At 59.2% G+C, this 24,498-nt stretch carries 19 protein-coding genes; 1 reads left to right on the top strand and 18 read right to left on the bottom strand.

The genetic code is table 11. The features are described 5' to 3' along the window. Nucleotides 1–43 precede the first annotated feature (43 nt). Nucleotides 44–901: a LysR family transcriptional regulator gene (locus CRN80_RS02800; protein WP_098949527.1), complete on the top strand. Its 858-nt coding sequence runs from the start codon at nt 44–46 to the stop codon at nt 899–901. Here the strand turns inward: CRN80_RS02800 and CRN80_RS02795 are convergent. From CRN80_RS02795 to CRN80_RS02695, 18 genes are all read right to left on the bottom strand, one after another. Then, complete coding sequence (locus CRN80_RS02795) at nt 898–1,710, bottom strand: SDR family oxidoreductase (RefSeq protein ID WP_098949526.1); 813 nt, start codon at nt 1,708–1,710, stop codon at nt 898–900. The two genes, CRN80_RS02800 and CRN80_RS02795, sit on opposite strands and share 4 nt — an antisense overlap. 14 nt (nt 1,711–1,724) lie before the next feature. Then, on the bottom strand, nt 1,725–2,189 hold the full coding sequence (locus CRN80_RS02790) for a hypothetical protein (RefSeq protein ID WP_032893495.1): 465 nt from the start codon (nt 2,187–2,189) through the stop codon (nt 1,725–1,727). 723 nt (nt 2,190–2,912) lie between these two features. Beyond that, nucleotides 2,913–4,364: a mannose-1-phosphate guanylyltransferase/mannose-6-phosphate isomerase gene (locus tag CRN80_RS02780; RefSeq protein ID WP_032893494.1), complete on the bottom strand. Its 1,452-nt coding sequence runs from the start codon at nt 4,362–4,364 to the stop codon at nt 2,913–2,915. 223 nt (nt 4,365–4,587) lie between these two features. Further along, complete coding sequence (locus CRN80_RS02775) at nt 4,588–5,244, bottom strand: alginate O-acetyltransferase AlgF (RefSeq protein ID WP_003188726.1); 657 nt, start codon at nt 5,242–5,244, stop codon at nt 4,588–4,590. 17 nt (nt 5,245–5,261) lie between these two features. Beyond that, nucleotides 5,262–6,434, bottom strand: coding sequence for an alginate O-acetyltransferase (locus tag CRN80_RS02770; RefSeq protein ID WP_032893492.1), 1,173 nt, complete (start codon nt 6,432–6,434; stop codon nt 5,262–5,264). Nucleotides 6,435–6,445: 11 nt separating this feature from the next. After that, complete coding sequence (locus CRN80_RS02765; RefSeq protein ID WP_032893491.1) at nt 6,446–7,978, bottom strand: MBOAT family protein; 1,533 nt, start codon at nt 7,976–7,978, stop codon at nt 6,446–6,448. Nucleotides 7,979–8,194: 216 nt separating this feature from the next. Continuing rightward, a complete protein-coding gene (locus CRN80_RS02755) occupies nt 8,195–9,304 on the bottom strand; it encodes a mannuronate-specific alginate lyase (RefSeq protein WP_032893490.1) in 1,110 nt (369 codons plus the stop codon). An 8-nt stretch (nt 9,305–9,312) separates the two neighbouring features. Continuing rightward, nucleotides 9,313–10,761, bottom strand: a complete 1,449-nt coding sequence (locus tag CRN80_RS02750) for an alginate O-acetyltransferase (protein WP_098952571.1) — start codon at nt 10,759–10,761, stop codon at nt 9,313–9,315. 11 nt (nt 10,762–10,772) lie between these two features. After that, nucleotides 10,773–12,341, bottom strand: a complete 1,569-nt coding sequence (gene algG / locus CRN80_RS02745) for a mannuronan 5-epimerase AlgG (protein WP_078802514.1) — start codon at nt 12,339–12,341, stop codon at nt 10,773–10,775. Beyond that, nucleotides 12,341–13,831, bottom strand: a complete 1,491-nt coding sequence (locus CRN80_RS02740; RefSeq protein WP_032893487.1) for an alginate export family protein — start codon at nt 13,829–13,831, stop codon at nt 12,341–12,343. Before CRN80_RS02740 ends, algG begins: the two co-directional genes overlap by 1 nt. Beyond that, nucleotides 13,828–15,348, bottom strand: a complete 1,521-nt coding sequence (gene algK / locus CRN80_RS02735; protein WP_371861789.1) for an alginate biosynthesis TPR repeat lipoprotein AlgK — start codon at nt 15,346–15,348, stop codon at nt 13,828–13,830. Before algK ends, CRN80_RS02740 begins: the two co-directional genes overlap by 4 nt. 8 nt (nt 15,349–15,356) lie before the next feature. Beyond that, the gene (locus CRN80_RS02730; RefSeq protein WP_032893484.1) at nt 15,357–16,523 is read right to left on the bottom strand and encodes an alginate biosynthesis protein Alg44; all 1,167 of its coding nucleotides are present in this window, start codon (nt 16,521–16,523) and stop codon (nt 15,357–15,359) included. Between the two features lie 37 nt (nt 16,524–16,560). After that, complete coding sequence (gene alg8 / locus CRN80_RS02720; RefSeq protein ID WP_003188740.1) at nt 16,561–18,042, bottom strand: mannuronan synthase; 1,482 nt, start codon at nt 18,040–18,042, stop codon at nt 16,561–16,563. Between the two features lie 83 nt (nt 18,043–18,125). Then, nucleotides 18,126–19,442 carry a nucleotide sugar dehydrogenase gene (locus CRN80_RS02715; RefSeq protein ID WP_032893483.1) on the bottom strand — a complete coding sequence of 439 codons (1,317 nt, stop codon included), beginning with the start codon at nt 19,440–19,442 and terminating at the stop codon, nt 18,126–18,128. Between the two features lie 877 nt (nt 19,443–20,319). After that, nucleotides 20,320–21,099: a peroxide stress protein YaaA gene (yaaA, locus tag CRN80_RS02710; protein ID WP_044271969.1), complete on the bottom strand. Its 780-nt coding sequence runs from the start codon at nt 21,097–21,099 to the stop codon at nt 20,320–20,322. 134 nt (nt 21,100–21,233) lie between these two features. Beyond that, nucleotides 21,234–22,082 (bottom strand): type IVB secretion system protein IcmH/DotU, encoded by an 849-nt coding sequence (gene icmH, locus CRN80_RS02705; RefSeq protein WP_098949525.1) that lies wholly within the window; start codon nt 22,080–22,082, stop codon nt 21,234–21,236. A 136-nt stretch (nt 22,083–22,218) separates the two neighbouring features. Next, nucleotides 22,219–23,325, bottom strand: a complete 1,107-nt coding sequence (locus CRN80_RS02700) for a type VI immunity family protein (protein WP_098949524.1) — start codon at nt 23,323–23,325, stop codon at nt 22,219–22,221. Nucleotides 23,326–23,395: 70 nt separating this feature from the next. Beyond that, a complete protein-coding gene (locus tag CRN80_RS02695) occupies nt 23,396–24,376 on the bottom strand; it encodes a hypothetical protein (RefSeq protein ID WP_098949523.1) in 981 nt (326 codons plus the stop codon). Nucleotides 24,377–24,498 lie beyond the last annotated feature (122 nt).

Raw genomic sequence — 24,498 nt, 5'->3', positions numbered from 1 at the left:
TGCTAGTTTGTCAAAAATATTTTGACAAAGGAGGGCGTCCACCATGGTCAGCCTGGACCGTTTTGACACCTTCAAGGCCGTGGTCGAGGCCGGCTCGCTCACCGCCGCCGCGGACCTGCTCGGCCAGACCCGCGCCGTGGTCAGCTTCAACCTCAAGCGCCTGGAGGCGGAACTCGGCGTCACCCTGCTGACCCGCAACACCCGCCAACTGGCGCTCACCGACGCCGGCGAACGCTTCTACCTGCGCTGCACGCGCATGCTTGAAGAGGCACGCCTGGCGGTAGAAGAGGCCCGCAGTGAGCATGCCCAACTCAAGGGCACCCTGCGCATCACTACCACCGTCGAATATGCCCTGGCTGTGGTCGGCCCTGCGGTGGAAGCCTTTCGGCGCCTGCATCCGGACCTGAACATCCACTTATCCACATCCTCCACCCACGCGGATCTGATCTCCGAGCGTTTTGACGTGGCGATACGGCTGGGGCGCTTGCTGGACTCCAATCATCGGGCGGTGCAGTTATCGACGTTCGAGGTGTTTGCCGTCGCGGCGCCGCAGTTTGCCGGGTTGCAGACCCTGGAGGAGTTAGAGCAGGTGCCCAGGCTGGGCCATGGCCGCTTGAGCGAATTGAGGGTGACCGACCCGGCAGGTCTCGAACACCCTTATCGAGCCGGCCCGGCAGCCTTGGTGGCCGACAGCGCGGCGGTGCTCCAGGCGTTTGCGGTACGTGGCCACGGTGTGGCGGTTTTACCGCAATGGTTGGTGCAGGAGGATCTGGACGCGGGACGCTTGGTGCGCCTGTTGACTGACCACCGTTTTGCCCCGCAAGGGGTTTACGCGATGTATCCGGACACGCGGCATTTGCCGCTGAAGGTGCGGGCGTTTATTGATTTCATGAAGCGTTAGAGCGTACCGCCCAGGCCAAAGCGCTTCTTCAACACCTTCTCCAACAGCCCCTTGGGCAACAGCGCCGCCATCAACGGCAGCGCTCGGCTGCCGTTGCCCGAGCGCAGCAGGCGCGGTGGTTGTCCTTGCTGCACCGCCTTGAGCACGTCTGCGGCAAATTCACTGGCTGGAGTGGGTTTGTCCTGGGACGCCTGGCTGCGTGCACGAATGCCCTCGCGCAATGGCCACCATGGCGACTGCTCGTGGATCAGCAATTCGGCCTGGGCGCCGGCATTCTTTGCAAAACTGGTATTGATCGCACCCGGCTGGACTTCCATCACGCGCACGCCAAACGGTGCAAGCTCCATGCGCAGGGCGTCGCTCAACGCATGCACAGCGGCTTTGGACGCGCAGTAGGCGCCGGCGAACGGCGTCACCAATACGCCGGAAACGCTGCCGATATTCACCACCAGGCCCTTGCTGCGACGCAAGGCCGGAAACAGCGCCTGGGTCACGCCGACGATGGAAAACACATTGGTCTCAAATTGGCGCTGCATCGCCTCGGTGCCGCCGTCGAGCAATGGGCCCATGGCGCCGTAGCCGGCGTTGTTGATCAGTACATCCACCTCGCCCCACTGCTCCGACAAGCGTTGCAGGGCGGCGCTGTCGTTGACGTCCAGTTGTAGGGCATTAAAGCCTGCGGCGGTAAGCGCGGCGACGTCATCGGGTTGGCGGGCGCTGGCCCATACCTCAAAGCCTGCGGCTTTGAATGCATCGGCGAGGGCGCGGCCGATGCCGCTGGAGCAACCGGTGATCAGTACATTGGGCATGGGTCCATCCTTTGTCAGTCCGAGAAACTGCCTTGCAGGTGCTCGGCGCGAAATTCCAGGGTTTGTGGGCGATAGCCAGGGCGCAGCGGCGGGGTGGGCAGGCAGTCATCCCAGGTGGCACCTGCCTGCAACTCGCCGGGGCCACGATAGCGCGGGGCGGCGTAGACATTGTCGGCCAGGTTGACCGTATCGCCCGGTGCATAGGCAGCGACGCGCCAGCGCAGTTCGGTGAGCGGTACGTCGTTGCCGTTGTTGAGGGTCAGTTTGAGCGGTCGGTCGGCGGGGCAGTCTTGCGGCGCGTAGGTGATGCGCAGCTCAAGGCGCGCCAGTTGCGACGCTTCGCGGTTGTCCAGCCATACCACCCACACTGCGACAAACCCCAGGCCGACGGCAGCGGCCAACGATACCGGCAGCGCCTTGGCGGGGTAGCGCAGCAGCAGGACCAGCCAGGTGATGATCAGGAGAACGCCGAAGAACATGGAGACCACCTCGAGTAGGGAACCAGCATCCTAACTTAAGCTTAGGTGGGATTGGTTACCTTGAGCATTGTGTTGGCCGGGCGGACGCTATCGCAGGCAAGCCAGCTCCCACATTCGACCGCATTCTAAAGTGGGTACGCGGTCAACTGTGGGAGCTGGCTTGCCTGCGATGACGGCCTGGCAGCCGACACTTATCTACCTGATGCCCCGCGATCCAACTGTGGGAGCGGGCTTGCTCGCGAAGGCGGCCTGACAGTCAACACAGTTGGATTGTGTACATATCCATTGCTGCGGTAACGGCCACTTAGGGTTCCGCCCTGACGGCGGCTCACTTTTGAAAAGAGCCCAAAAGTAAGCAAAAGGCTCTTGCCCCACCACTCGGCACCTCGCTTAGGCTCGGTGTGCCCGTAATCCGCCAGCGATTTGGGGGGGCGCCGCCACGCGCCATCCATGGCGCGGGGCGGCTAAACCGGCATCCCTGCCGGTTTACCCCCCAAATCCCTGTCGAATTCCGGCCAGCGTGGTTTAACGGGGCGCCTAAGATCAAGATCAAGAGCGGCTCGCTTCGCATCGTGGTTACCGTTGAGCGCTACAGAGTTGTGTAGATACTGATGCTGCGATGAGGCCTGTAAAGGCACCACAAACCCCAAAAAAAAGCCCCCACCCAACCCACTGCGGATAGGGGACGCAATGGGCTGGGCGAGGGCTTCTTGTACGACTGTTTTACTGCGCGATAGTTTTCACCGATACGCCACGTTCAACCGGTGTCGAGCGACCGTAGATATCTTCGAAGCGCTCGATATCGTCCTCGCCCAAGTAGCTGCCCGATTGCACCTCGATGATCTCCAGCGGGATCTTGCCCGGGTTGCGCAGGCGGTGCACCGAGGCGATCGGGATGTAGGTGGACTGGTTTTCGCAAAGCAGGAACACGTTCTCGTCACAGGTGACTTCGGCAGTGCCGCTGACCACGATCCAGTGTTCGGCGCGGTGGTGGTGCATCTGCAGCGACAGGCACGCGCCCGGCTTGACCGAGATGTGCTTGACCTGGAAGCGCCCGCCCATGTCCACCGAGTCGTAGGAGCCCCACGGGCGATAGACTTCGCAGTGGTTCTGGGTTTCGCTGCGGCCTTGCTCGTTGAGGGTGTTGACCATCTGCTTGACGCCCTGGACCTTGTCCTTGTGGGCAATCATCATCGCGTCCTTGGTTTCCACCACCACGATGTTATCCAGGCCGATCACCGACACCAGTTTGCCGTTGCCGTGCACCATGCAGTTGCGGCTGTCCTGGATCACCACGTCGCCTTTGCTCACGTTGCCGTTGGCGTCTTTATCGTTGACCGCCCACAGCGAGGCCCAGCAGCCCACGTCGCTCCAACCGGCGGCCAATGGCACGACGCAAGCGCGTTGGGTTTTTTCCATCACGGCGTAGTCGATGGAGTTGTCCGGGCAGCAGGCGAAGGTGGCGTCGTCGAAGGTCACGGTGTCGGCGGTCTGCTCGCTGCGCTCCAGGGTCAGCACGCAGGTGTCGTAGATGTCCGGATCATGCTTTTTCAGCTCTTCGAGGAAGCGGCTGGCGCGGAACAGGAACATGCCGCTGTTCCAGAAGTAGCCGCCGCTTTTGACGAACTCGACCGCACGTTTTTCATCGGGTTTTTCCACGAACTGCTGCACGCGGCTCACGCCTTCGGGCAGCAACGAGTCGTTGGTGGACTTGATGTAGCCGTAGCCGGTTTCCGGGCGGGTGGCCGGCACGCCGAACAGCACCATCTCGCCACGCTCGGCGGCCACGGTGGCCAGGGCCAGGGCGCGTTGCAGGGCTTTCTGGTCGTCGATCACGTGGTCGGCGGGCAGCACCAGCATCAAGTCGTCACGGCCTTCGTTGACCAGCATCATCGCGGTCAGGGCCACGGCCGGCGCAGTGTTGCGGCCGAAAGGCTCCATCAGGATGCGTTGGCAGTCGAGCTTACGCGCGCTCAGTTGCTCGTTGACGATGAAACGGTGGTCTTTGTTGCAGACCACGATGGGGGCGTCCATGCCTTCGAACACCAGGCGCTCCAGGGTTTGCTGGAACAAGGTGTGCTCGCCGGTCAGAGCCAGGAACTGCTTGGGGAACTGTTTGCGGGAAAGCGGCCAAAGACGTGAGCCGCTACCACCGGAAAGGATTACTGGGATCATGGGTGTTTCTCCTTGAATCAGTTTGGGTCAGAGCTACGAAGGTTTGTCGTTTCACTCTTGTTTTTGTCTCGGTCCGAACTGAAAGCCCTGCCCCCTGTAGGAGCGAGCTTGCTCGCGAAGCACTTCCAGTCAACGCGTTCATCCAGAATGCCCGCGTCATCGTTGGCGATTTTCGCGAGCAAGCTCGCTCCTACAGTGGGGGGGCGTTCAGTCCGGGAAATAGTTAGCGGGTCGACACTGGGCGTTTCACCCACACTGGCGACAGGCTTGAACCAGAACCGGTGACATACAGCACCGCCGCTTCACCGCGTTCCAACGCAACCGGCTTCACATCGCCGACTTTCTTGTCACCGTCATACAACGCCAGGCTCACTTTCACCGGGTTGATCTCACGCTCGCCACGGCCCTTGGCGGCCACCGACTTGACCACATCGGTCTTGCCGTCGGCAGTCTTCAAGGTCAGGGCCTTGTCGCTGAGGTTCTGTACGCGCACCAGGGATTTTTGCTTGTTCTTGAACGGCGGTTCTTCGATCAACTGCGGCTGGCCGCTGCCGCTGTTGACCAGGGTGTAGTAGTGGTCGGCGGCCAGCTTGACCGGCAGGGTCTGGCTGCCGACCTTGGCGCTGTAGTCACCGCCGGGCATGAAGCTGAAGTCGCTGCTGGCCAGTGGCGCAACGTCGCTGAGGTTGGTGCTGCCAACGGTGGCGCTGACTTCCTGATTACTGGCGTTGTAGATACGCACAAAGCTGGAGCCTTTTGGCGCAGTCGGGCCGTACAGGGCGGCGTCACCGCCAGCGAAGGCCGACAGGGATACGACGCTCAGGCCCGCAGCGATAGCCAGGGTTTTAGCGAGACGACGAGGAGTAGTAGTGAAAGTCATTGTGAGTTACCTCTCTTTCAGTTTTGCGCCCGGTCGGGCGTCTCGGATTTAGATGTGTTGATTGCCATGTTCTGTTGGCGCGAACCGGCTTGTTTAAGCTGCGCAACCCAGGCCGGGTCGGCATCACCGATTTCGTTGTTAACGGGCAGATAACGTTCAGGAAACTCCCAGATCAGCACCTGCGGCGGGCTGTTCTTGAAGTCATCACTTTTGAGGTAGCTGAGCATCGGCAGGATCGGGCCGTGGCCGTCTTCGGCGTAGCTGACCACGTCGCTGTGCAAGGCTTGCTTGAGCGCACCGACGAAGTTCCAGTTGGGGTTGGCGCTGTAGCTGGTGCCCACCAATGCCACCGGGGTTTCGCTGTCGCTGAACAGCGCGTCGTCACCTTTCTCTTCGGCCAGGTGGGTGACGCGTTTTTCCAGCGGCTCTTTAGGCGGCATCAGGTTTTCGAACAGCGGGTCCAGGGGCAGGAACAAACGCAAGTCGCCTTTATGCGGCTCGGTTTTCTCGGCTTCGGTGACAAAGCGCTGCGGCTCGCCGCTCAATGGGGTCTTGTCGGCAATCGCCTTGGCCAATTGCTTGGCGGCGACTTCGGCACCGTCTGGGGTCCAGTGGGTGTCGGTGCGCAGGAACACTTGCTTGCCACTCAGCTTGGCCTGTTGCAGCGGGCCAAGCAGGTCCGGAGCCGGGATGTTATCGGCAGCCACTCGGGCGTGGAAATCCTGGTACAGATTGGCGTGCACGCTGGCCGGTTTTACTTCACCCAGATGCTCCGGATACAGGCGCACCTTGGCCGGCACGATCGCCATCACCAGTTGGATACCCTGGGCCTTGAGCTTCTGGCGCACGCCTTCGACCAGCGCGTAGTTGCCTTGCAGGTTCTGGTCCTCGTTGACGGCTGGGTTGAATTCCTCGTCGCTGTACAACCAGTGATCACGGCCCAGCACCACGCCAGGACGGCCTTCATTGAACAGCTTGTAGTCCAGCGCCGCCCACAGGTTGGTGCCCAGACGCTTGATCGGGAACTCGTCGTCGTAGTGGGTCTCGACGGCTTTGGTCCAGCGACCATTAAGCACGGTGGCATCGGCGTTGGTGCTGAAGCCAAAGAAGCTGCGCAGCGACCAGGCGCCAAGTGCCAGCAACAGCACCAAGAACAGGCTTATGTAGAGGACGCGTAATGAACGGGTCATGGTCGGCTCCCTCAGAATTGGAAGTAAAGGAACGGCGAGAAACTCTGCGCCGACAGTTTGAGAATCGACGCCACGAACAGCAGCAGCACCGCGCCGCGCATGGCGTAGCGTGGCCAGTCAGCGGTCCAGTAGGCCGGTTGCACGGCAGCGTCACGGCCCACGCTGAAACCGGGCTCGTGGATGCTGCCAGGGTTGTCGCCGGGTACGGCCTTGATCAGGCTCGGGTCGGCTGGCTTGGTCTTGTCGGCAGGGCGGTTGGTGTAGAAGTCGCGCAGGCCGAAGAACGCCAACGTTGCATAGGCCACCACCAGGGTTGCCACTTGCAGGCCGGTGAGGTTGGCGCGGTTGAGTTCCGACAGCGACCATTCGCCAAAGCTGAACATCGCACCGTACATACGCCCGGCGACGTGCAGGTTTTCGGCGCGGAAGATCACCCAGCCCATCACCACCAGCAGGAAGGTGAAGGCCCAGCGCAACACATTGAAACTGCGCGGCGCGGTGTTCAGGCCGATGGCTTTTTCAATCGCCAGCCACATGCCGTGCCAGGCACCCCACACGATGTAGGTGATGTTGGCGCCGTGCCACAGGCCACCGAGCAGCATGGTCAGGAACAGGTTGCGGTAGGTGGTCAGCGTGCCTTTGCGGTTGCCGCCCAGGGTGATGTACAGGTAGTCACGCAGCCAGGTGGACAGGCTGATGTGCCAGCGCCGCCAGAACTCGGTGATCGACTGGCTGATGTAGGGCTGCTTGAAGTTTTCCATGAAGCGGAAACCCATCATCAAGCCCAAGCCAATGGCCATGTCGCTGTAGCCGGAGAAGTCAAAATACAGTTGCGCTGTGTAGGCCAGCGCGCCGAGCCAGGCATCGCCTGTGGTGGGGTTTTGCAGGGCGAAGCAATGGTCGGCCACCACCGCGAGGGTGTCGGCAATAAAGACCTTCTTGATGAAACCCTGCATGAACCGCGTGCAGCCCTCGGAGAATTTATCCAGGGTGTGGGTGCGGTTGTTGAACTGGTCGGCCAGGTCGCGAAAGCGCAGCACGGGACCGGCGATCAGGTGCGGGAAGATCGCCACGAACGCCGCGAAGTCGATGAGGTTGCGGGTTGCCGGCGTGTCACCACGGTACACGTCGATGATGTAGCTGATGGACTCGAAGATGTAGAACGAGATCCCGATCGGCAACAGCACGTGGGTGAGGATGAACGGCTCCAGGCCTGCCGACTTCATCATCACGTTGATGCTGTCGACGCCGAAGTTGGCGTACTTGAAGTAGCCGAGGATGCACAGGTCGACCGCCACGCCGAGCAACAGCCAGCGCTGCGCCGGCTTGGTGCGAACGCCCGCGGCACCGACCTTGAGGCCGATCCAGTAGTTCCACAGCGTGACGGCCGCGAACAGCGCCAGGAAGTCCACTCGCCACCAGGCGTAGAACACGTAGCTGGCAATCAGCAGCAGCAGATTGCGATAGCGTTGCCCGCTCAAATAGTACAAGCCGAGGAAGATCGGCAAGAACAGAAACAGGAACACATTGGACGAGAAAACCATCCCGATCTCTCCATGTTTAACCAACAGTCAAGGGCCAGAGCCCCCCCAAAACCCCCCCACGATTTCGGGGGAGGCTGTATTGCATTCACACCCGACCCCTGTAGGAGCGAGCTTGCTCGCGAAGGTCGTTAACGATGACGCTGGGCACCTGAAAAATCTCGGTGCCTATGGGTTCTTCGCGAGCAAGCTCGCTCCTACAGTTCAGGTAGTGCTTTGTCAGGAACCTTTGTTGCCTTTTTCATGCGCCGGGTCGTAGACCTTGGTCAGGTCACCCCCCAGGCGGAAGGTCTTGAACGGTTGCATGCCATGCTTGCGTTCGATCACATCCGGGGCGCAGGTGTAGAGGGTGCAGAAGGGCTCAAGCCAGGCAAATTTCATGTCCTCCTTGAGGTCCTTCATGTCCTGCTCTTTGCCGTTCTTCTGTTCGAAGATGTCCGGGTCTTTCACCCCGGCCAGCACCTTGTCACCCAGGCGCTTGAGCGCGCTGTTGTTTTCCTGGCGCAGGTCCACGCCGTTGACCAGGGCAAAACTGGCGATCATCGACAGCGGCGGCAGCGCGTAGTTGTGGTACGACAGGGCGCGTTGCTGACGCTTCAATTCGTTCGGCAGGAAGCCCTGGTCATCGACCTGGTTCACGCCGACCTTGTATTCCTTCACCGCCCAATCAAACAGGTCGCGGCGGTTGGTGGCGATGGACGTTGCCATCACCGACCAGGCGGCCCAGTAGGAGTGGTTGTTGGTTTTTTCCAGGGGCAGGTTGTCCCAGTCGCTCACCACCTGGTCGGCCAGCTTGTTGAACCAGGCTTCGATCTGCTGGGCTTCCTGCGGGTGCTTGGCCAGCGGCTGCGACTCGGAGAACTTCAGGCGCACATAGGCCGAGGCCATGCTGCCCAATGCCCATTTGCGCATGGACTTGCCGGTGTGGTTGAAGTCCTTGGACATCAACGCATCGGCCTTGGCCCATGACACCAGCCAGTTGAGCGTGCATTCAAGCTGCTGCGGGCGGCCGTCACGCATGAACTGCATCACGCGCTTGCTGGTGTCTTTTTCCAGCTTGGTGATGTCGGCGGTGCTGTCGCGAAAGGCTTTTTCCGACTGCACATTCAGGGTCGAACGGGCCTTGTCGGAGCCTTCGTACTTGCTGCGAAACTGCAACGGTCCGGTGTAGGGCGTTGGCATGGCGTCGCAGTTTTCCTTGAAGTCGCCGGTCTTGAACGCTTCGATCGGTGCGAAATAGCCCTGGGGCGGACGCAACGGCGCCGCCGCATTGACGGAACCTGCGAACATGGCCAGGCCCAGCAGGCCAGGGAGCAATAACTTTTGCATAGGTAACCTCACTTCCCGAGTTGGGCGGTCTGCTGACCACCGCTTGGAAATACGTTGCGTGTGCAAATTTTCGCTTCAACCTTCTGCGCCGCAGCGCCCGCTTCGGGGCCCTGCACTTCCACGGCCAGCAAGTTCTGCGAGGCCCAGTCTTCATCGGTGCGCAGTTCAAAGGCGAAACGCCCGTCTGTATCGGATGTTTCGGGTTTCTCGATCTTGATGTCCTCGTGGCGCCCGTTCATGTACCAGAGGGTGGCTTGCAAGGTTTTCACCGACGGATCGGCGAAGCGGATATCCACTTGGTGGTTGGCGTTGCGCAGGTCTTTGTTGGCGCTGTTGACCATCAGTTCGTTTTTGCCGGGTTTGAGCGTGGTGCTCGCCGACATCTGCGCGGTCTTGCCTTCGCAGCCGTTGTCCAGCAGCGCCATCATCTGGCGGTAGATGGTTTCCTGGTCGAGGCGGTACAGCGGCGAGAATTCCCAGATCAGGATCTTCGGCGGGCTTTTCTGAAATTCATCGCTGCCCAGGTACTGCAGCATCGAACCTTCCAGGCCACCGCCGGGGAAGGCGACGTTGAGGATGTCGGCACCGATTTCTTCTTCCAGGAAGCCGGCGAAGTTGTAGTTCTTGCCGCTGTGGCTGGTGCCCACCAGGGTGATCTGCGGGTTGCCCGAATCGCCGAACAGGTCGCCGTCACCGGCTTCGCCCTTGGGTTCGGTGGTGAACTGGTCCATGTACTGGATCGCATAGCTGGTGCCACACAGTTGCCCGGCCATGTTGTGCAGGGTGCCGGTCTTGCCCATGCGGCCCGAGCGCTTGGTCTCGAATTCACGCTTGGGAATCTCGGCATATTCCGGCATCTGCTTGACCTTGGCCGCGACGATTTTTGCGGTGCGCTGGGCGCCGTACGGGGTCCAGTGCTGGTCGCCACGGAAGTAGAAATCGTGGGCCGGCAATTCATCCGGCAGTTGTTCGTTGGTCAGCGGCGACAGGTCTGGCACCACGTAGCCCATTTTGGCGAAGCGGCCGAGCATGGTCTTGTAGTTGCCCAGGGCTTTGTCGAAGTCGAACGCGGCTTTCTCCGCCGGGTTGAGCTTGTTGCGGTTCACCAAGCCACGGGTTGGCTGGTAGACCACCACCAGTTCCACGCCCTTGCTCTTGAACGCATCGTGCAACTGTTGCATGCGCTTGTAGCCGGCCGGGGTGGTGTCGAACTCGGTGCGCAGGTCTTCCTGGGTACGGAACAGCCAGTCGCCCTGGGCTTGTACCAGGGTAGTGAAGTTCTGCTGGTAGCGCGTGGTGTAGTTCTTCGCGTCATGGGCGGCCGGGCACAGGCTGCAGCACGGTTCGGCGGTGAAGGTTGGGGCTTTGACCTCATCGGCGCGTAAGCCCTGGCTGGCCGCCAGCAGGCCGAGGGTCAGACCCGAGAGGCTCAGCAGTTTGATCATGTGTGGGTGCATAAGGGTCATCCTCAGTCCTGCAATTCGGTCTGGCGTTCGACGGGGTCGATCAGCACGGCTTTCTGCTGGCGTACCAGCAGGTCGAGAATTTCTTCCTGGCGGTCACCCAGGATGCCGGAGAAGCTGATGCCGCTGGATTTGGTCGGCGCCAGCATCGACACGCGATACAGCTCGATACTCAACGGCGAGTCGATAGACAGCGGCCCGCTGCCGTTACCCGCCAGTTCCCCGCCAACCACGATCAGCGAGACCTTGGCATCGAACGGGTCGAGGGCGATGTCGCGGTCGGTGTCGGTCAAGTCTTTGATGTGGCCGTACACGCCGGTCAGCCCGTTGGCCATCGAGGTGTTTTCGTAGAGCTTGATGTTTACGCTGTTACGCACGCGGATCCCGTGGCGACGGTTGCTGATCACCTTGTTGCCCCACAGCAGGTTGTCACCGCTCTCATAGAGGGTGATGCCGTCGGTGTGGTTGCGGTAGATCTCGTTGTCGGCGATCAGGTTGTTCACGCTGTTACGGTCGATCACCAGGCCCGAGAGCTTGTTGTCATAGCTGCGGTTGTTGAAGATGAAACTGTCGTTCACTTCCCGGGAAATGATGATGCCGTGCTTCTTCTTGGTGCCGTACACGGTGTTGTCCGCGATGATCAGGCCGTGGGAACGGTCATGGGGGTCAATGCCGTAGACGATGTTGTCTTTGTAGGTATTGCCCTTGATCACAAAGCCTGTGGTCTCGTAGCAGTAGAAGCCGTACCACATGTCCGAGAACTCGGAATCGATGATCCAACCGGTCGGCTCAGGGCGCTTGAGCACTTTGGCCATGTTCGGCGTGTACTGGGAAATACTCACCCCGTACGACTTACTGTTGGCGTAACCGAAGCTGGCCATCTTGGTTTTGGAGATATAGGTCTCGGTGCCGCCCCAGGCCAGCAGGAACGGGCGGAACTCCTTGGCCGACTTGAACAGCGCCGGGCCGTTGGCTTTTTCATCCCAGCCGGTGACCTTGGTATCGCGCACGAACAGCTGGCCGTCGTTGATCAAAAACGAACCGGCTTGCTGGGACAGGCGCAGCTCCTGGGTGTTTTTGTCGATATCGAGGATGCCTTTACGGCCTACCACGATCGGCAACTTGGCCAGGAACACCCCCGGCGACGTTTCGCTGAAGTACTGCTTGGGCACCTTGCCCAGCAGGTCCTTGAGGTTCATGTAGCCGTCGTCGACGAAGATCGCCTGGGGAATGCCATGCTGGCGCACCACCCATTCGGCCATCTTGTTATCGCCGCCGATAAAGTCCTTTAGCGCGTCTTCCTGCATCATGCGGCGGATGCTGATTTTGCCCGCCTTGGTCTTGACGATTTTCTTTTCCATGGCCTGCGCGGTGTAGCCCGACAGATCGGGCAGCGCCGGCTTGGCCATTTCCAGCGGCGCGGTGGGCGGGCTGGAAATGGTGTAGGTCTTGGCCTGTTGCAGTTCCTTGGCGATGGTCGGCGCCTTGGCCGCCGTATCGGCGAACGCTGTGGCGCTGGCCATCAGCATTGCCGCGACGAGTAGGCTTTGAGCATTCATGGCGCGGGCTCCCATCAGAATTTCCAGACCACGTCGACAAACGCGCGGTGCATGTAGGAGTCGACCTGGCTGCCATAGGCATCGCCGGGCTTGAACACGCCGGCACGCAAACGCACCAGGGCTGAAGGCTCGTCGATCGACTGGCTCAGCGCCGCAGGCAGCAAGCCTTTCTTGAAGTACTTGGTGACCACCAGGTCCATCTCTTGGCCGAGGTCTTTCTTGCCGTCTTCAAGGGGCAGGGAGGTGCTGGAGAGGATCGCGCCGGTGACGTCGTCGGTGTTGTTCTGCACCGCGTCGATACCGTTGCTGCCCACCGGCTTGTTGCCGTCCACGCGCCAGAACTTGTGGTACACCAGGCTGGCGTCGTAGTCCTCGCGCAGCTGCCAGGAACCGAACAGGCTCATGGACTGCATGTTGTTCATCTCGCCGCGAAACGCTTCACCGAAGCGATGCACGCGCGATTGGGTGCCGGTCCAGTTCGAACGGTTGCTTTGCAGGCCGTTCTGCTCGTACTCGGCACTGGCGCGCGAATAGGCCGCGCCGACTTGCCACTGCGGGTCCAGGCGCAGGCGCACGCCGATGTCGGTGGCCCAGCCGCTCAGGTCATCGCTGCGCTTGGCGCTGGTGGGGCGCGTGCCGTCGGCGTTCAAGGCGTTGACCTTGTCGCGGTCGCCGCGCATGCCGGTGATGCTGGCCCAGTAGTTGACGGTGTTGGTGTTGCGCCAGTTGTAGGCGTCGCTGTTGGCTTCGATGCCCAGCCAGGTCAGGTCGCCGTTTTCGCGCTTGTCCAACGGGTCGCTGGCCACACCCGGTTCGGCGTAGTCGAGCTTGCCGTCGTCGTGGGTGTGGTGGCCGCGCACGCCGATCCACTGGCCCGGCGTCCACTGGTAGGCGGCGTCGGCGTAGAAGTGCTGGCGGTCTTTGTCGACCGGTGACAGTTCCTTGAGGTCCGTGCGGTATTCACTGAAGCGTTCGGCGGCGCCGACATTGGCCTTGAGCAAGGTGGTGTCAAAGGTCCAGTTCAGCGCTTCGATGTTGGTGTCGCGCCATTGGCCGTCGTCATTGCGCAGGCGCTGGCGGCCGAACTTGAGGATCTCGCCGGGGTATGGCGTGAAGCCGCTGTAGCCGACCCAGAACTCACGCAGGGCCAAGTAGTTTTTCTTGGCCTTGCGGTCGTCGTTGCTCGACTGCTGTTCGGTGGTGTCATCGGCCGACTGTTGCAGGGTGTCGGTCTCGATGATGTCGCTGGACACCACCGCCTGGCCCATGGCGTAGGCGCTCCACGCGCCGCTTTCGCCGTAGATCCAGGGGCGCAGGTCCAGACCGATGCCGTTGACGTCGCCGCCTTTCTGGGTGCCGAGGTCGCGGTCATCTTCAGACTGCGCGGTGGCTTTGACTTCCAGGCCGAAGTTCTTGGCTTCGGTGAGCGCGGCCAGGGTCGGGCACGACCACAGCAGGGCGAAGGACAGGCCGATGCCGGCCTTGACGAATGGGTTGAGCTTCATAGGGATTCCTCGCCGTCTTCTTCTTGCAGGGCGTGCAGTTGCAGCGTGCTTTGGGCCAGGGTGCCGCGGGCGGCCAGTTCCTGTTGCACCAGGCGTTGGCCTTCGGCGCGTTGCGCAGGGGTCAGCGGCGCTTCGAGCTGGGTGGCCAGGTCATTGGCTTCTGGCGTGTCCTGGGCCTTGGCCAACTGGCTGAAGACATAGGCGTTCAATGGGTCGGGCTTGGTGCCCTTGCCTTGGGAAAACAGTTGGGCGATGGCGAAGTCGGCGCTGTTCTGGCCGTTGCGCGCTGCGGTCAGCAGGTGGTCCAGGGCTTTTTGCGGGTAAACCTTGCCCAGGTAGCCACGGCGGTAGATCTGGCCGAGGTAGTAATCGGCGGCCACTTCACGGCCCACGGCTTTCTCGAAATGCGCCTCGGCGGCCTTGGCATCGGCGGGCACCCACTTGCCTTCGTAGTAGAGCTTGCCCAGCAACAATTCGGCGCGTGGTTGGTCGGCGGCGCGGCCGTTGTCCAAGTACTTCATCATCTGGTCGACGTCGCCCAGTTCGGGGAAGTCGTAGAGCAGTTGCGCCAGGCTGACCCAGGACGCCGGGTAGCCGGGGGCGATTTTTTCAAGCAACGCCTGGGCGGTTTTCTCGTCCGGGGTGCCAAGGGTGGCATCGCCGAGTACGCGGGCGACGCTGTCGACGCGCTGGGCGGTGACGGTGCCACGGCTTACGCCTGCTTCCATCTGCTTGAGCAGTTCGGCCTGTTGTTCCGGCTGCTGTTTTTTCTGATAGACCGTGGCCAGCTCGACGTAGCAGATATCGGTGGTGTTCAGCGCGGCTTTGCAGATGCGCTCCACGTCATCCAGATGCTGGTCGTAGGTACCCTGGGTGCGATACAGCAGCACCTGGGCCAGGCCGGCTTCCGGGTAACCGGCTGCCTGCCATTGGCTGATCTGCTGCTGGGCATTCACGTTGGGAAAGCTGTGGGGGTATTGCAGGTACAGCATTGCCAGCGGGATCAAGGTATTGCCTTCGCCATTGGCAAAGGCTTTTTTCAGTAGGCTTTCGGCTTCGTGGTGTTCGGCCTCGGTGGCGCCGGGCTTGGCCACCAACAGGCGGCCGAGGCGTGCCTGGGCGCGGGGCGAGGTGTCTGCCGCTGCACGGTAGGTGGCTTCGGCCTGCTTGATTTGCGCCGGGTCGCGGGTGCCGACCTGGATATCGGCCAGGCCCACTTGGGCCTCGCTGTAACCCAGTTCTGCCAGTTGCTGGTAATTCTGCTGCGCGGTGACGGTGTCGCCGCGCTTGAGGGCTTCGTTGGCCAGGCGTTGGTCGGGCAGGCCGGCGCAACCGGCCAGGCTCACGGCCAGTGCCAGCGCGCAGTACGCAGAGGCCAAGTGAAATCTGCTCTGTGTGGGAGCTGGCTTGCCTGCGATGGCATCGCTGCGGTGCAACTGATGCACCGAGTCGCCTGCATCGCGGGCAAGCCCGGCTCCCACATGGGTCAACGGTGTATTTGGAAGAGTCACAGGCATGTCCTCGCTTACAGACCGTGAGCCATGGCTTTGTCGATCAGCCAGTTCAGCGATGGGCCACGGTCGCTGGTGACTTCCACCGGGCGGCCGGCATAGGTGCTGTCCAGCGGTGCATCAGGCTTGATCTGCACGCGGATGTCAGAAGACAGGTCGGCGCTGTTCAGGCTGGTGCTGCTGACGATGGTGCCGGTGCGCACTTGTTCTTCGTCGGCGACCTGGAAGTTCACCTGCGTACCTGGGCGCACATCACCGAACTGGCGATAGCTGAAGCGCGCTTCCACATTGGCCTGGCTGCCGCGTGGCACCAGTTGGAAGATCACATCACCCTTGCTGGCGTACTGGCCGTCGGCGACCAGTTGCTGGGCCACCACGCAATCGCACGGCGAGGTCAGGGTGCCGGTCATTTGCTTGCCGAACAGTTCCTCGACCTTGGCCGGTTGCAACTGGTCTTCGTCCAGGTGGCCCTTGAGCACATCGAGCATGCTGGTGCTGAAGGTCGCCAACGGCGCGCCTTTGGCCGCTACCGAATCACCTTTGAGCAGGCTTTGTACGGTGCCGTCACGGGGCATGGTCACGTTCATGCCCGGTACGCTGACGAGGCCGGCCTGGGCGTGGCTGACGAAGTACATGCCGTAGAGCGACTTGACCACAAAACCGAAGGCCGCCAGGCCCACCAAAAAGATCGCCAGGCTGAAGGTCACGGCGCGCAGGCGACCGAACGCGGTCATGCCGCTGCCGCCGTCCTTGACCTTGCGTGCCTTGGTGAAGTTGTCGCGTTGCAGGGTCGCGAGCACGTCGCCCATGGTCACGATGTCGCCGGACAGGTGCGAGGTGATCAGGTGGCGCAGGGTGGAAATATCCTGGGCATCGAGGTTCTGGAACTGGCAACCGGTGCGGCCGGTCTGGCGGTCGTAGGAGCGAATCTGCAGCTCCACGTCCATGGCCAGGCCGAGGTTATCGATCACGAACTGCAGGCGGCCTTTGTGCACTTGGCCGATGGTGAGCGGCTGGGTGGCGGTGAAGGCCAGGCCGCCGGCGGACAGGTCGATAACCTTCGCCTCAGTCGGCGTGCGGTCGCTGTTGAAGAAGCGCAGCTTGGCCGGGATTTTCACCCGGGCGTGTTGGCGCTGGGCTTCGGATTCGTGGACAACGTTGGCGTTTACTTGGCTGTTCATAGTATTCGATTTCCTAGTTAATTCAGGCTTGGCAGGGTCAGACCATCATCAGCAACACGGCAACGAAGATGCTGCCGGCGGAGAAGGTCATGGTCCGAGACGACCAGGTGTTGAACCAACGTTGAAAGCTGGCCAAATCGCGGGTCAGTTTGGTGTCCTGGCGTGTCCAGGACTGTTGATCAAGGCGGAAGAACACGTAGATCTTCACCAACGCGCCCATGATCTGGTTGTAATAGAGAATCAGCGGGTAGGCCGGGCCGATCTTGTGGCCGGAGCACGACAACAGCAGGGTGAGGATCAGGCGGGTGATGCCGATCCACAGCAGGTAGGCGAGGATGAACGCGCCGCCGTACTTGAAGGTGGCGATCATGGCCACGGTCAGGCCGAGCAAGGAGGTCCACATCGACACGCGCTGGTCGAACAACACCACGCTGGTGAACAGGCCGAGGCGACGTACGCCCAGGCCGAGCGCGCGGGAGTTCTGGCGCAGGTTGTTGCCGTACCAGCGGAACATCAGCTTGCGGCTGGCCTTGATGAAGCTCTTTTCCGGCGGGTGTTCCACGGTGTTGATCGCCGCATCCGGCACGTAGAAGGTGTCGTAGCCCAGGCGCATCAGGCTGAACCAGCTGGACTTGTCATCCCCGGTGAGGAACTTGAACCGGCCCAGGCGCCAGTGTTGCAGCGAGTCACTTTCCACATCGGCGATAAAGCCCGGGTCGGTCACTACGCTGGCACGGAACACCGACATGCGCCCGGTCATGGTCAGCACGCGCTTGGACAGGGCCATGGAGCACATGTTGATGTGGCGTTGGGCGAAGCGCAGTTTGTGCCATTCGCTCATGATGTAGCCGCCGCGCACTTCGCAGAATTCGTTGGTGGTCAGGCCACCGACATTGCCGAACAGCTGGAACCACGGCACGGTTTTGCGCACCACGCCTTCGGCCAGCACGGTGTCGCCATCGATCACGGCGACCACGGCGCGGTCGTCGGGCAAGTGGCGGGAGATGGCGCGGAAACCAAACGCCAGGCCGTCACGCTTGCCGGTACCGGCGATGCGCACGAAGTCGAGCTTGACGTGAGCCGGCGGGTTGAGCTTTTCCCAGAGGCTTTTGACCAGCAGCTCATCGGACATTTCCACCAGCGAGCACACCACGGTGGTGGGGAAGCCGCAGTCGATGGCTTCGCGAATCACCGAGCTGTAGACCTGGGCGGTGGTCAGCGCGTCGATACGAAAACTGGTGACCATCAGGAACACATGGGACGGGTCGGCGGCTTTGCCCAGCTTGCGCACTTTGCGGCGCAGGTGCGGGTACACCACGTACAGGAACAGCATGCCGCGAAAGAAATGCGTCGCGCCCATCGAGTAGCGCCAGATACCCACGGCACCAATCAGGAAAATAAAATTCTTCGATTGCGAATCGAAGGTGCTCGCCGGCAACAGCAGGGCGAGACCCATCAGCAGGCTGAGAAAGAACAGCCAGCCGGCCGATTGCAGAAATACATGTTTTAACTTGGACATAAGCGTCATCCGCAAGGTGAGGAGGCTTCAGGCTGCAAGCGCTGGGGATAAAGCCATTTGCAGCCTGAAACTTGCCGTTGCTGTTACCAGCAAATACCTTCGGTACGGCCGCTCACGCTGGTGGCCTTGGACATGAAGCCCACCAGGTCGACCACTTGTTTGCCTTCCGGAGCGTTATGCGCCAGGGCACGGAACTTCTCGTCACGGTTACCGAGGATGATCACGTCGGAGTTGTTGATCACATCATCGAAATCCGAGTTGAGCAGGGACGACACGTGGGGGATCTTGCCCTCGATGTAGTCCTTGTTCGCGCCGTGCACACGGGCGTATTCGACGTTGCTGTCGTAGATGCTCAGGTCGTAGCCCTTGCCGATCAGCATTTCTGCCAGTTCTACCAGCGGGCTTTCGCGCAGGTCGTCGGTGCCGGCCTTGAAGCTCAGGCCCAGCAGCGCAACTTTGCGTTTTTCGTGGCTGGAGACGATGTCGAAGGCGTTCTGTACCTGGGACTCGTTGCTGCGCATCAGCGAGTTGAGCAGTGGCGCTTCCACGTCCAGGGAGCCGGCGCGGTAGGTGAGGGCGCGCACGTCTTTTGGCAGGCACGAGCCACCGAAGGCGAAGCCTGGGCGCATGTAGTACTGGGACAGGTTGAGGGTCTTGTCCTGGCAGACCACTTCCATCACTTCGCGACCGTCGACGCCGACAGCCTTGGCAATGTTGCCGATCTCGTTGGCGAAGGTGACTTTGGTGGCGTGCCACACGTTGCAGGTGTACTTGATCATTTCGGCGACGGCGATGTCCTTGCGGATGATCGGCGCATCGAGTTCTTCGTACAGCGACTGCAGGACATCGCCGGAGGCGGTGTCGAACTCACCGATGACGGTCATCGGCGGCAGGTCGTAGTCGGCGATGGCGGTGGATTCACGCAGGAACTCCGGGTTGACCGCGACGCCGAAATCAACGCCGGCTTTCTTGCCGGAACAGTCTTCGAGGATCGGGATCACCACGTTGGCCACGGTGCCTGGCAGTACGGTGCTGCGCACCACGATGGTGTGGCGGGTGGTCTTGTCGCGCAGTACAAAACCGATTTCGCGGCATACTGACTCGATGTAGTTCAGTTCCAGGTCGCCGTTTTTCTTGCTCGGCGTACCCACGCAGATCATCGACAGGTCGGTGTCGCGGATGGCTTCGGCGAAGTTGGTGGTACCGCGCAGTCGACCGGTTGCGATGCCTTGGCTCAACAGTTCGCCCAGACCTGGTTCAACGATGGGGGATTTACCCGCATTGATCAGGTCGATCTTTTCCTTGGAGATGTCTACGCCGACCACTTCATGGCCACGGGCAGACAGGCAACCGGCACACACGGCGCCAACGTAACCCAAACCAAATATGCTGATGCGCATCGCAATTACCTCTATGTTTAAATCATGCCATTAGATGGCCGGAGTTCATGTTTGCAAGCGTCACTGATGCCGCGAAAGTTAGGCGAATAGACGCCGACTTACCGCGTGCAGGCATGTTAAATAGCGAGTGACTAACTATTGCACTCAAGTTGTGCGCAACGTGGCCTTGTTATTGGGGCTTGCCCTGAAATGCAGCCGGTTTTCCGTGGCGGAAGGGTCCGGCGCCAGTGCCGCTGGGCTTTGATACAGGCAAGAAGCCTTTTGATATCAATGCCTTGGGTGTTAACACTGGCTCATTTAGGTCAGCGCTGCCTTGGCCTTTAGGGGGTTGGCAATGAGTCCTTATCGCCGCCCTCAACTCAATCAGTTGATGATATGACCCTCGAGCCAAAGTGCTTTATGACAACTTGGCTACTTCCATTGGTCGGTATGTAAGTCATCTCTTACGTAAACAGAGAATTTCGTTACCGGTGGTATGAGCGGTGCTTCAGGACGAAGTTCCGGGCCGCTCATCCCCTTTCCGGAAATTTTTTGAAATATTAGAAAAGATGGCACTGGTACTATATTGATAGCACTTGCTATTTAGGCCAGTAGTTATGGGGAGTTGGTGCGAGAGGATAGTTTTGTGCCACTACCGTTAAAAAAAAGTGGTGCCACTACGAAAAAAACCGACGAGTGTCGAGTGAAGAAATTGTTAGGGATGTGTCTGGATATTTTTGACGCCAAATAAATGACGATCCCGGGGCTGAAATGCAGACAAAAATGTGGGAGCTGGCTTGCCTGCGATAGCGGTGTATCAGCAACAGGTGAGTCGGATGACCCACCGCTATCGCAGGCAAGCCAGCTCCCACAGTTGATGTGGGTGGCTGTACAGGCCTTATTCCGGTGCGTGATCGCGCAAAAACACCAAGTTGTCCGGCTTGGACTGCTCCGCATTGAAGCGGTAACCCTGCACATCGAACTGCTTGAGCTTCGCCGGGTCGTTGATGCGTTCTTCAATCACAAACCGGCTCATCATGCCTCGGGCTTTTTTCGCGTAGAAGCTGATGATCTTGTACTGACCGTTCTTCAGGTCCTTGAACTCGGTATTGATGATCCGCGCCTTCAACGCCGTGCGCTTGACCGCCGAAAAATACTCATTGGACGCCAAGTTGAGCAGCACATCGTCGCCTTGCTCGGCCAGTGCTTCATTCAACCACTCGCTGATGCGCGTACCCCAGAAGGCATAGAGGTCCTTGCCACGGGCATTGGCCAGCTTGGTGCCCATCTCCAAGCGGTACGGCATCATCAAATCCAACGGGCGCAGCAAGCCGTAGAGCCCCGAGAGCATGCGCAGGTGGTCCTGGGCGTAGCTGAAATCGGCATCGCTGAACGTCTCGGCATTCAAGCCGGTATACACATCGCCCTTGAACGCCAGCAGCGCCTGCTTGGCGTTGTCTGCAGTGAAGGCCGGTGTCCAGCTGCCGAAGCGCGCGGCGTTGAGGCCACCGATCTTGTCGGAGACGTGCATCAACTCACTGATTTGCGCCGGGCTCAGTTCGCGCAGTTGCTCGATCAGTTCCTGGGAGTGGTCCAGGTACTGCGGCTGGGTGAAGCGCGCAGTGACCGGCTTGGACTCGAAGTCGAGGGTTTTGGCGGGGGAAATCACCATCAGCATGAAGTTGGCTCCTGGAATCGTGGCGTGTAGCGTGGGCGCGATTCTAGGGGGTTGGGCGTTTTGACTCCACCTATGATGGTGATAGGCACATGTTGGCGCCGATACGACCGCTGGACGAGCGCTCTGGAAAACGACTAGAGGCTGAGGATCCGCTCCAGAGACGCCAATACTTGCTGGGTGATGGTGTTCAAGCGAATCGAGTAGACCGCGTAGGCGACCGTCAGTACTACGGCAGCCATCGCCCAGGGCGTCCACAATGGCCAGGCGCGTTTGATCCGGTAGTTGCGCGGCGCGACGTTGGTCAGCGGGTCGGTCAGGCGCTTGGGTGTTTCGCCACGAAGAGGGCGCAGCAGACCGTGCAACTGGTCGATGATTTTGTGTATTTCGTCATCGCCCTTGCTATGGGCGCCGTATTTGCCTTTGAGGCCGGAGATCAGGCATTGGTACATGAACTCCAGCACATGCTGGTACTTGGCGGCGTCGGGAATCATGTTGTTCATGATGGTGAAGAATTTTTCGCCGCCTTGGGTCTCGCCGTGGAATTGACTGAGCAATGAGCGGCCGCTCCAGGTAGAGAGCCTGCCCCAGGTGGTGCGCATGACCACTTCGTCCACCAACAGGCACAGGCTGTAGGAGTAGGCCTTGAGCATGCTGGCGTCGTAGTCGAGCTGGCGGACTTCTTCCATGATCGCGATGATCTGGTTGCTGACGCTTTGGTACAGCGCCGGTACGTCATCGTGGTGGTCCAGACGGCGCAGGCGGATGACCAGGCCGATCAGCGGCGTGGCGGCGTCGCACAGCGGGTTCCAGGCCACGCCGCGTATATCGTATTCAGGGTCTGCCAGCAGTACGGGCGGCTTCGGCTTGGCTTGCTCCACGCTGAGGGCGGCCTCTTCGTTACTGGCGTCCTGTGGCAAGTAGTTGAAGAGCTGATTGTTATGTCCTGTTGCAGGCATGTTTTTGCTGGGTGTGGGCTCACTCATTTTTTTCTCCAGTCGTGCACAACTGCTCCAAATCCGGTAATTAATCACTGAGGTCGACGCCGACCCCGTTGCCGATGCTCAGGCCTTGCCAGTGAAGGCGACAGAGCCTGTATTAGCTGAAGCCAGAAGGGGTTGATTACAGTTTGAATTTACCGTCAGGGGCTTGGCTGAAAAGGTCACCAAGCATCTGCCTGCTAGCGTTCAACTGTTGTTGCTCCGCTGCTGATACACGGCGATAAAGCGGTGAAGGCGGGTGCTTCGGCGAGTCGCTGGGAAGGTCAAAACGGCGCATCCATTGGTTGCTGGTGCGCTCGTTGAGGCGCACTTCACCGGCAATCGAGCCGTAGTGCAGCGAGCCAATATTGCTGACTCGCAAGGGTTTGAGCACTTCATTGACCATCACATACAGCTCGGGGCGAGGGTCGACATCCGCTTTGCCCAAGGCAGGCCAGTCTCCAGCACGAAAAATGGTGCCCCATTCGTAAGGCAAAATGCCTATGCGTATGTCGTTGAGTTGTTCGAGCAAATCCTCGGTTGTCCCTAATTTGCTTACCCAATGGTGGGCAAGGTAGGTATACCAGTTGAGGTTGCTGTAGCCGGTGCGCCAGCTCTCGTTTGCAATCAAGAGCGTTAAATCCAAGCCCCTATAGTTTTCTAATAGCTCATATTCGACGTGCTGATAATTTTGTATTTCGTAACTATTTTGAATGCCCAGTCCTGCGGATCCATGCAAAGGGCGTAAAATATTGCACATGTCTACAATGAGTTTTTCAAAGTTAATGCCTTCCTTGTTTTTTAGTTCTTCTACTGGGAGGTGGAATCTTATTGTTGTTAGCGCACTGTGAATTCGCTCTAACCATTCCACTGGAAGTAGTGCTTCGAACATGTATTTCCCTGGATGCTCGAACCCTTGTTGTGATGACCACATAAAAGACGCCGAGTCAGAAAATCCATCAGATTGAATGTAAGAAAGGCAGCTGTTCATCGTTTCTGAGCAAAAATCTTGCTTTATTATTTTTTCACTGCCCATGTATCCCCAAATCAGGTTTTCACCGAAATGCCTACAGTAAAGCTCAAACGCCTCAGCAATGTGTTTTCGGCGAGCTGGAAGGTAAGCATCTGCTAGGTAAAAAGTTACCACTAACCCAACCTGAAGGACCGGCTGCTCTTCGTCTTCTTGGTCGACAATGGTGAAGTCCCAGCGATGGGCATCGAAGTCTTTGAAAAACTGCTCTTCATTCATGGTTTGCCTCCGGTATATCTTCCAAAAAAATACATAGTTTTGGAGGGGGTCATTAAATTTATAGGCGTGGTTAGTTGTCTATGTGGACGAACTCGTCCCAGCGAACCCCATCAAAACGCAGTAATTTTTCAGATGAAAGTGCCCACATGACACCGTCTTTTGATTCGATGGAGCTGACCTCTTTAGCGGTAATGTCGACCTTTTTGATTGTATTGTCGATGACTTTGTAAATGCCGTTATTGGCTCCGATGTAGATATTGTTTTGGAACTCAGTTGCTGAATAAAAGTCAGCATCTGTTTTCTTTCGGGCGAGCACTTTAAAACCCAATCGTGCGCTCCCATTGATTATTGTCCCCTGTGAACCAACGACCCAGACAATTCCAGAGGATGAAATATATATACAATGAAGGTCCGCGGCTGTGAGGCGAGGTAATTTGTGCCATTGAACCCCATCGTGATTTGCAAGAAAGCCATCAGTTCCGACAACGTAGATATCGCCCGTTGAACCGTCTATATCAAACAAGTCAAGGGTTTCGTCTATGGAAAGCTTTACGCTCTCCATAAAGCTCATGTCAGTGTTTGCTATGATTAACTTATTTTTTTGAAGTATGCCATCATCAAAATGCTCCCAGGTGGACTCGTTTCTTCTATAAATCTGTCCTCTGTGGCCGCAGCTATACAACTGACCATCTATATGCTTTATCTTGTTGACGTATCCATACATTTTACTGGATGGGTCGAGGCCAGCATCTTGTATCTTCTCAACGCTAATTGCATCTCTGCTAAAGCACTCAACGTAGCCTTCTTCGCTGAGTGCGTAGATTTTACGTGTTGCTCCTGAGGTTGGCGGAGGGAAGCAGGTTGAGACCACATGCAAGTCTGGCAGGTCATGATAGAACCACTTGTCCTTATTTTTGTCTTGGTAGAAAAAAAGTCGAGAATAAGGTTCGTCAAAAGTGCGATCTACGAATGAGCATGACATGTAATACATGTCCCTGTTGATTGCTGATCCAGTATTCATAATCAGCGAATTAGGTTGTTTTAAGGACATCTTTAACTTCCTTTAGAAGTCACCCGCGCCGACTGTCCCACGGGACCCTGGTGGGATACCTTCAGGGATTCGTTTTCTGTTGGGGCCTTGGCGTGGACCTCGTCTGAATGCGGGGTCTGGTA

Source organism: Pseudomonas sp. FDAARGOS_380, from assembly GCF_002591235.1.
In the GTDB taxonomy this organism is placed as follows: Bacteria; Pseudomonadota; Gammaproteobacteria; order Pseudomonadales; family Pseudomonadaceae; genus Aquipseudomonas; species Aquipseudomonas salmasensis.
The sequence above is the reverse complement of the archived record's forward strand: the minus strand, read 5'-3'. Positions and strand labels throughout refer to the sequence as shown.

What these genes read in the sequence shown, in the direction of transcription:
- algG (WP_078802514.1), bottom strand. Translation starts at nt 12,341, where the DNA reads ATGGGAGCCCGCGCCATGAATGCTCAAAGCCTACTCGTCGCGGCAATG.
- CRN80_RS02750 (WP_098952571.1), bottom strand. Translation starts at nt 10,761, where the DNA reads ATGCACCCACACATGATCAAACTGCTGAGCCTCTCGGGTCTGACCCTC.
- CRN80_RS02795 (WP_098949526.1), bottom strand. Translation starts at nt 1,710, where the DNA reads ATGCCCAATGTACTGATCACCGGTTGCTCCAGCGGCATCGGCCGCGCC.
- CRN80_RS02800 (WP_098949527.1), top strand. Translation starts at nt 44, where the DNA reads ATGGTCAGCCTGGACCGTTTTGACACCTTCAAGGCCGTGGTCGAGGCC.
- CRN80_RS02780 (WP_032893494.1), bottom strand. Translation starts at nt 4,364, where the DNA reads ATGATCCCAGTAATCCTTTCCGGTGGTAGCGGCTCACGTCTTTGGCCG.
- CRN80_RS02730 (WP_032893484.1), bottom strand. Translation starts at nt 16,523, where the DNA reads ATGAACAGCCAAGTAAACGCCAACGTTGTCCACGAATCCGAAGCCCAG.
- icmH (WP_098949525.1), bottom strand. Translation starts at nt 22,082, where the DNA reads ATGAGTGAGCCCACACCCAGCAAAAACATGCCTGCAACAGGACATAAC.
- CRN80_RS02765 (WP_032893491.1), bottom strand. Translation starts at nt 7,978, where the DNA reads ATGGTTTTCTCGTCCAATGTGTTCCTGTTTCTGTTCTTGCCGATCTTC.
- CRN80_RS02715 (WP_032893483.1), bottom strand. Translation starts at nt 19,442, where the DNA reads ATGCGCATCAGCATATTTGGTTTGGGTTACGTTGGCGCCGTGTGTGCC.
- CRN80_RS02770 (WP_032893492.1), bottom strand. Translation starts at nt 6,434, where the DNA reads ATGACCCGTTCATTACGCGTCCTCTACATAAGCCTGTTCTTGGTGCTG.
- yaaA (WP_044271969.1), bottom strand. Translation starts at nt 21,099, where the DNA reads ATGCTGATGGTGATTTCCCCCGCCAAAACCCTCGACTTCGAGTCCAAG.
- CRN80_RS02775 (WP_003188726.1), bottom strand. Translation starts at nt 5,244, where the DNA reads ATGACTTTCACTACTACTCCTCGTCGTCTCGCTAAAACCCTGGCTATC.
- CRN80_RS02695 (WP_098949523.1), bottom strand. Translation starts at nt 24,376, where the DNA reads ATGTCCTTAAAACAACCTAATTCGCTGATTATGAATACTGGATCAGCA.
- alg8 (WP_003188740.1), bottom strand. Translation starts at nt 18,042, where the DNA reads ATGTCCAAGTTAAAACATGTATTTCTGCAATCGGCCGGCTGGCTGTTC.
- CRN80_RS02700 (WP_098949524.1), bottom strand. Translation starts at nt 23,325, where the DNA reads ATGAATGAAGAGCAGTTTTTCAAAGACTTCGATGCCCATCGCTGGGAC.
- CRN80_RS02755 (WP_032893490.1), bottom strand. Translation starts at nt 9,304, where the DNA reads ATGCAAAAGTTATTGCTCCCTGGCCTGCTGGGCCTGGCCATGTTCGCA.
- CRN80_RS02740 (WP_032893487.1), bottom strand. Translation starts at nt 13,831, where the DNA reads ATGAAGCTCAACCCATTCGTCAAGGCCGGCATCGGCCTGTCCTTCGCC.
- algK (WP_371861789.1), bottom strand. Translation starts at nt 15,348, where the DNA reads ATGCCTGTGACTCTTCCAAATACACCGTTGACCCATGTGGGAGCCGGG.
- CRN80_RS02790 (WP_032893495.1), bottom strand. Translation starts at nt 2,189, where the DNA reads ATGTTCTTCGGCGTTCTCCTGATCATCACCTGGCTGGTCCTGCTGCTG.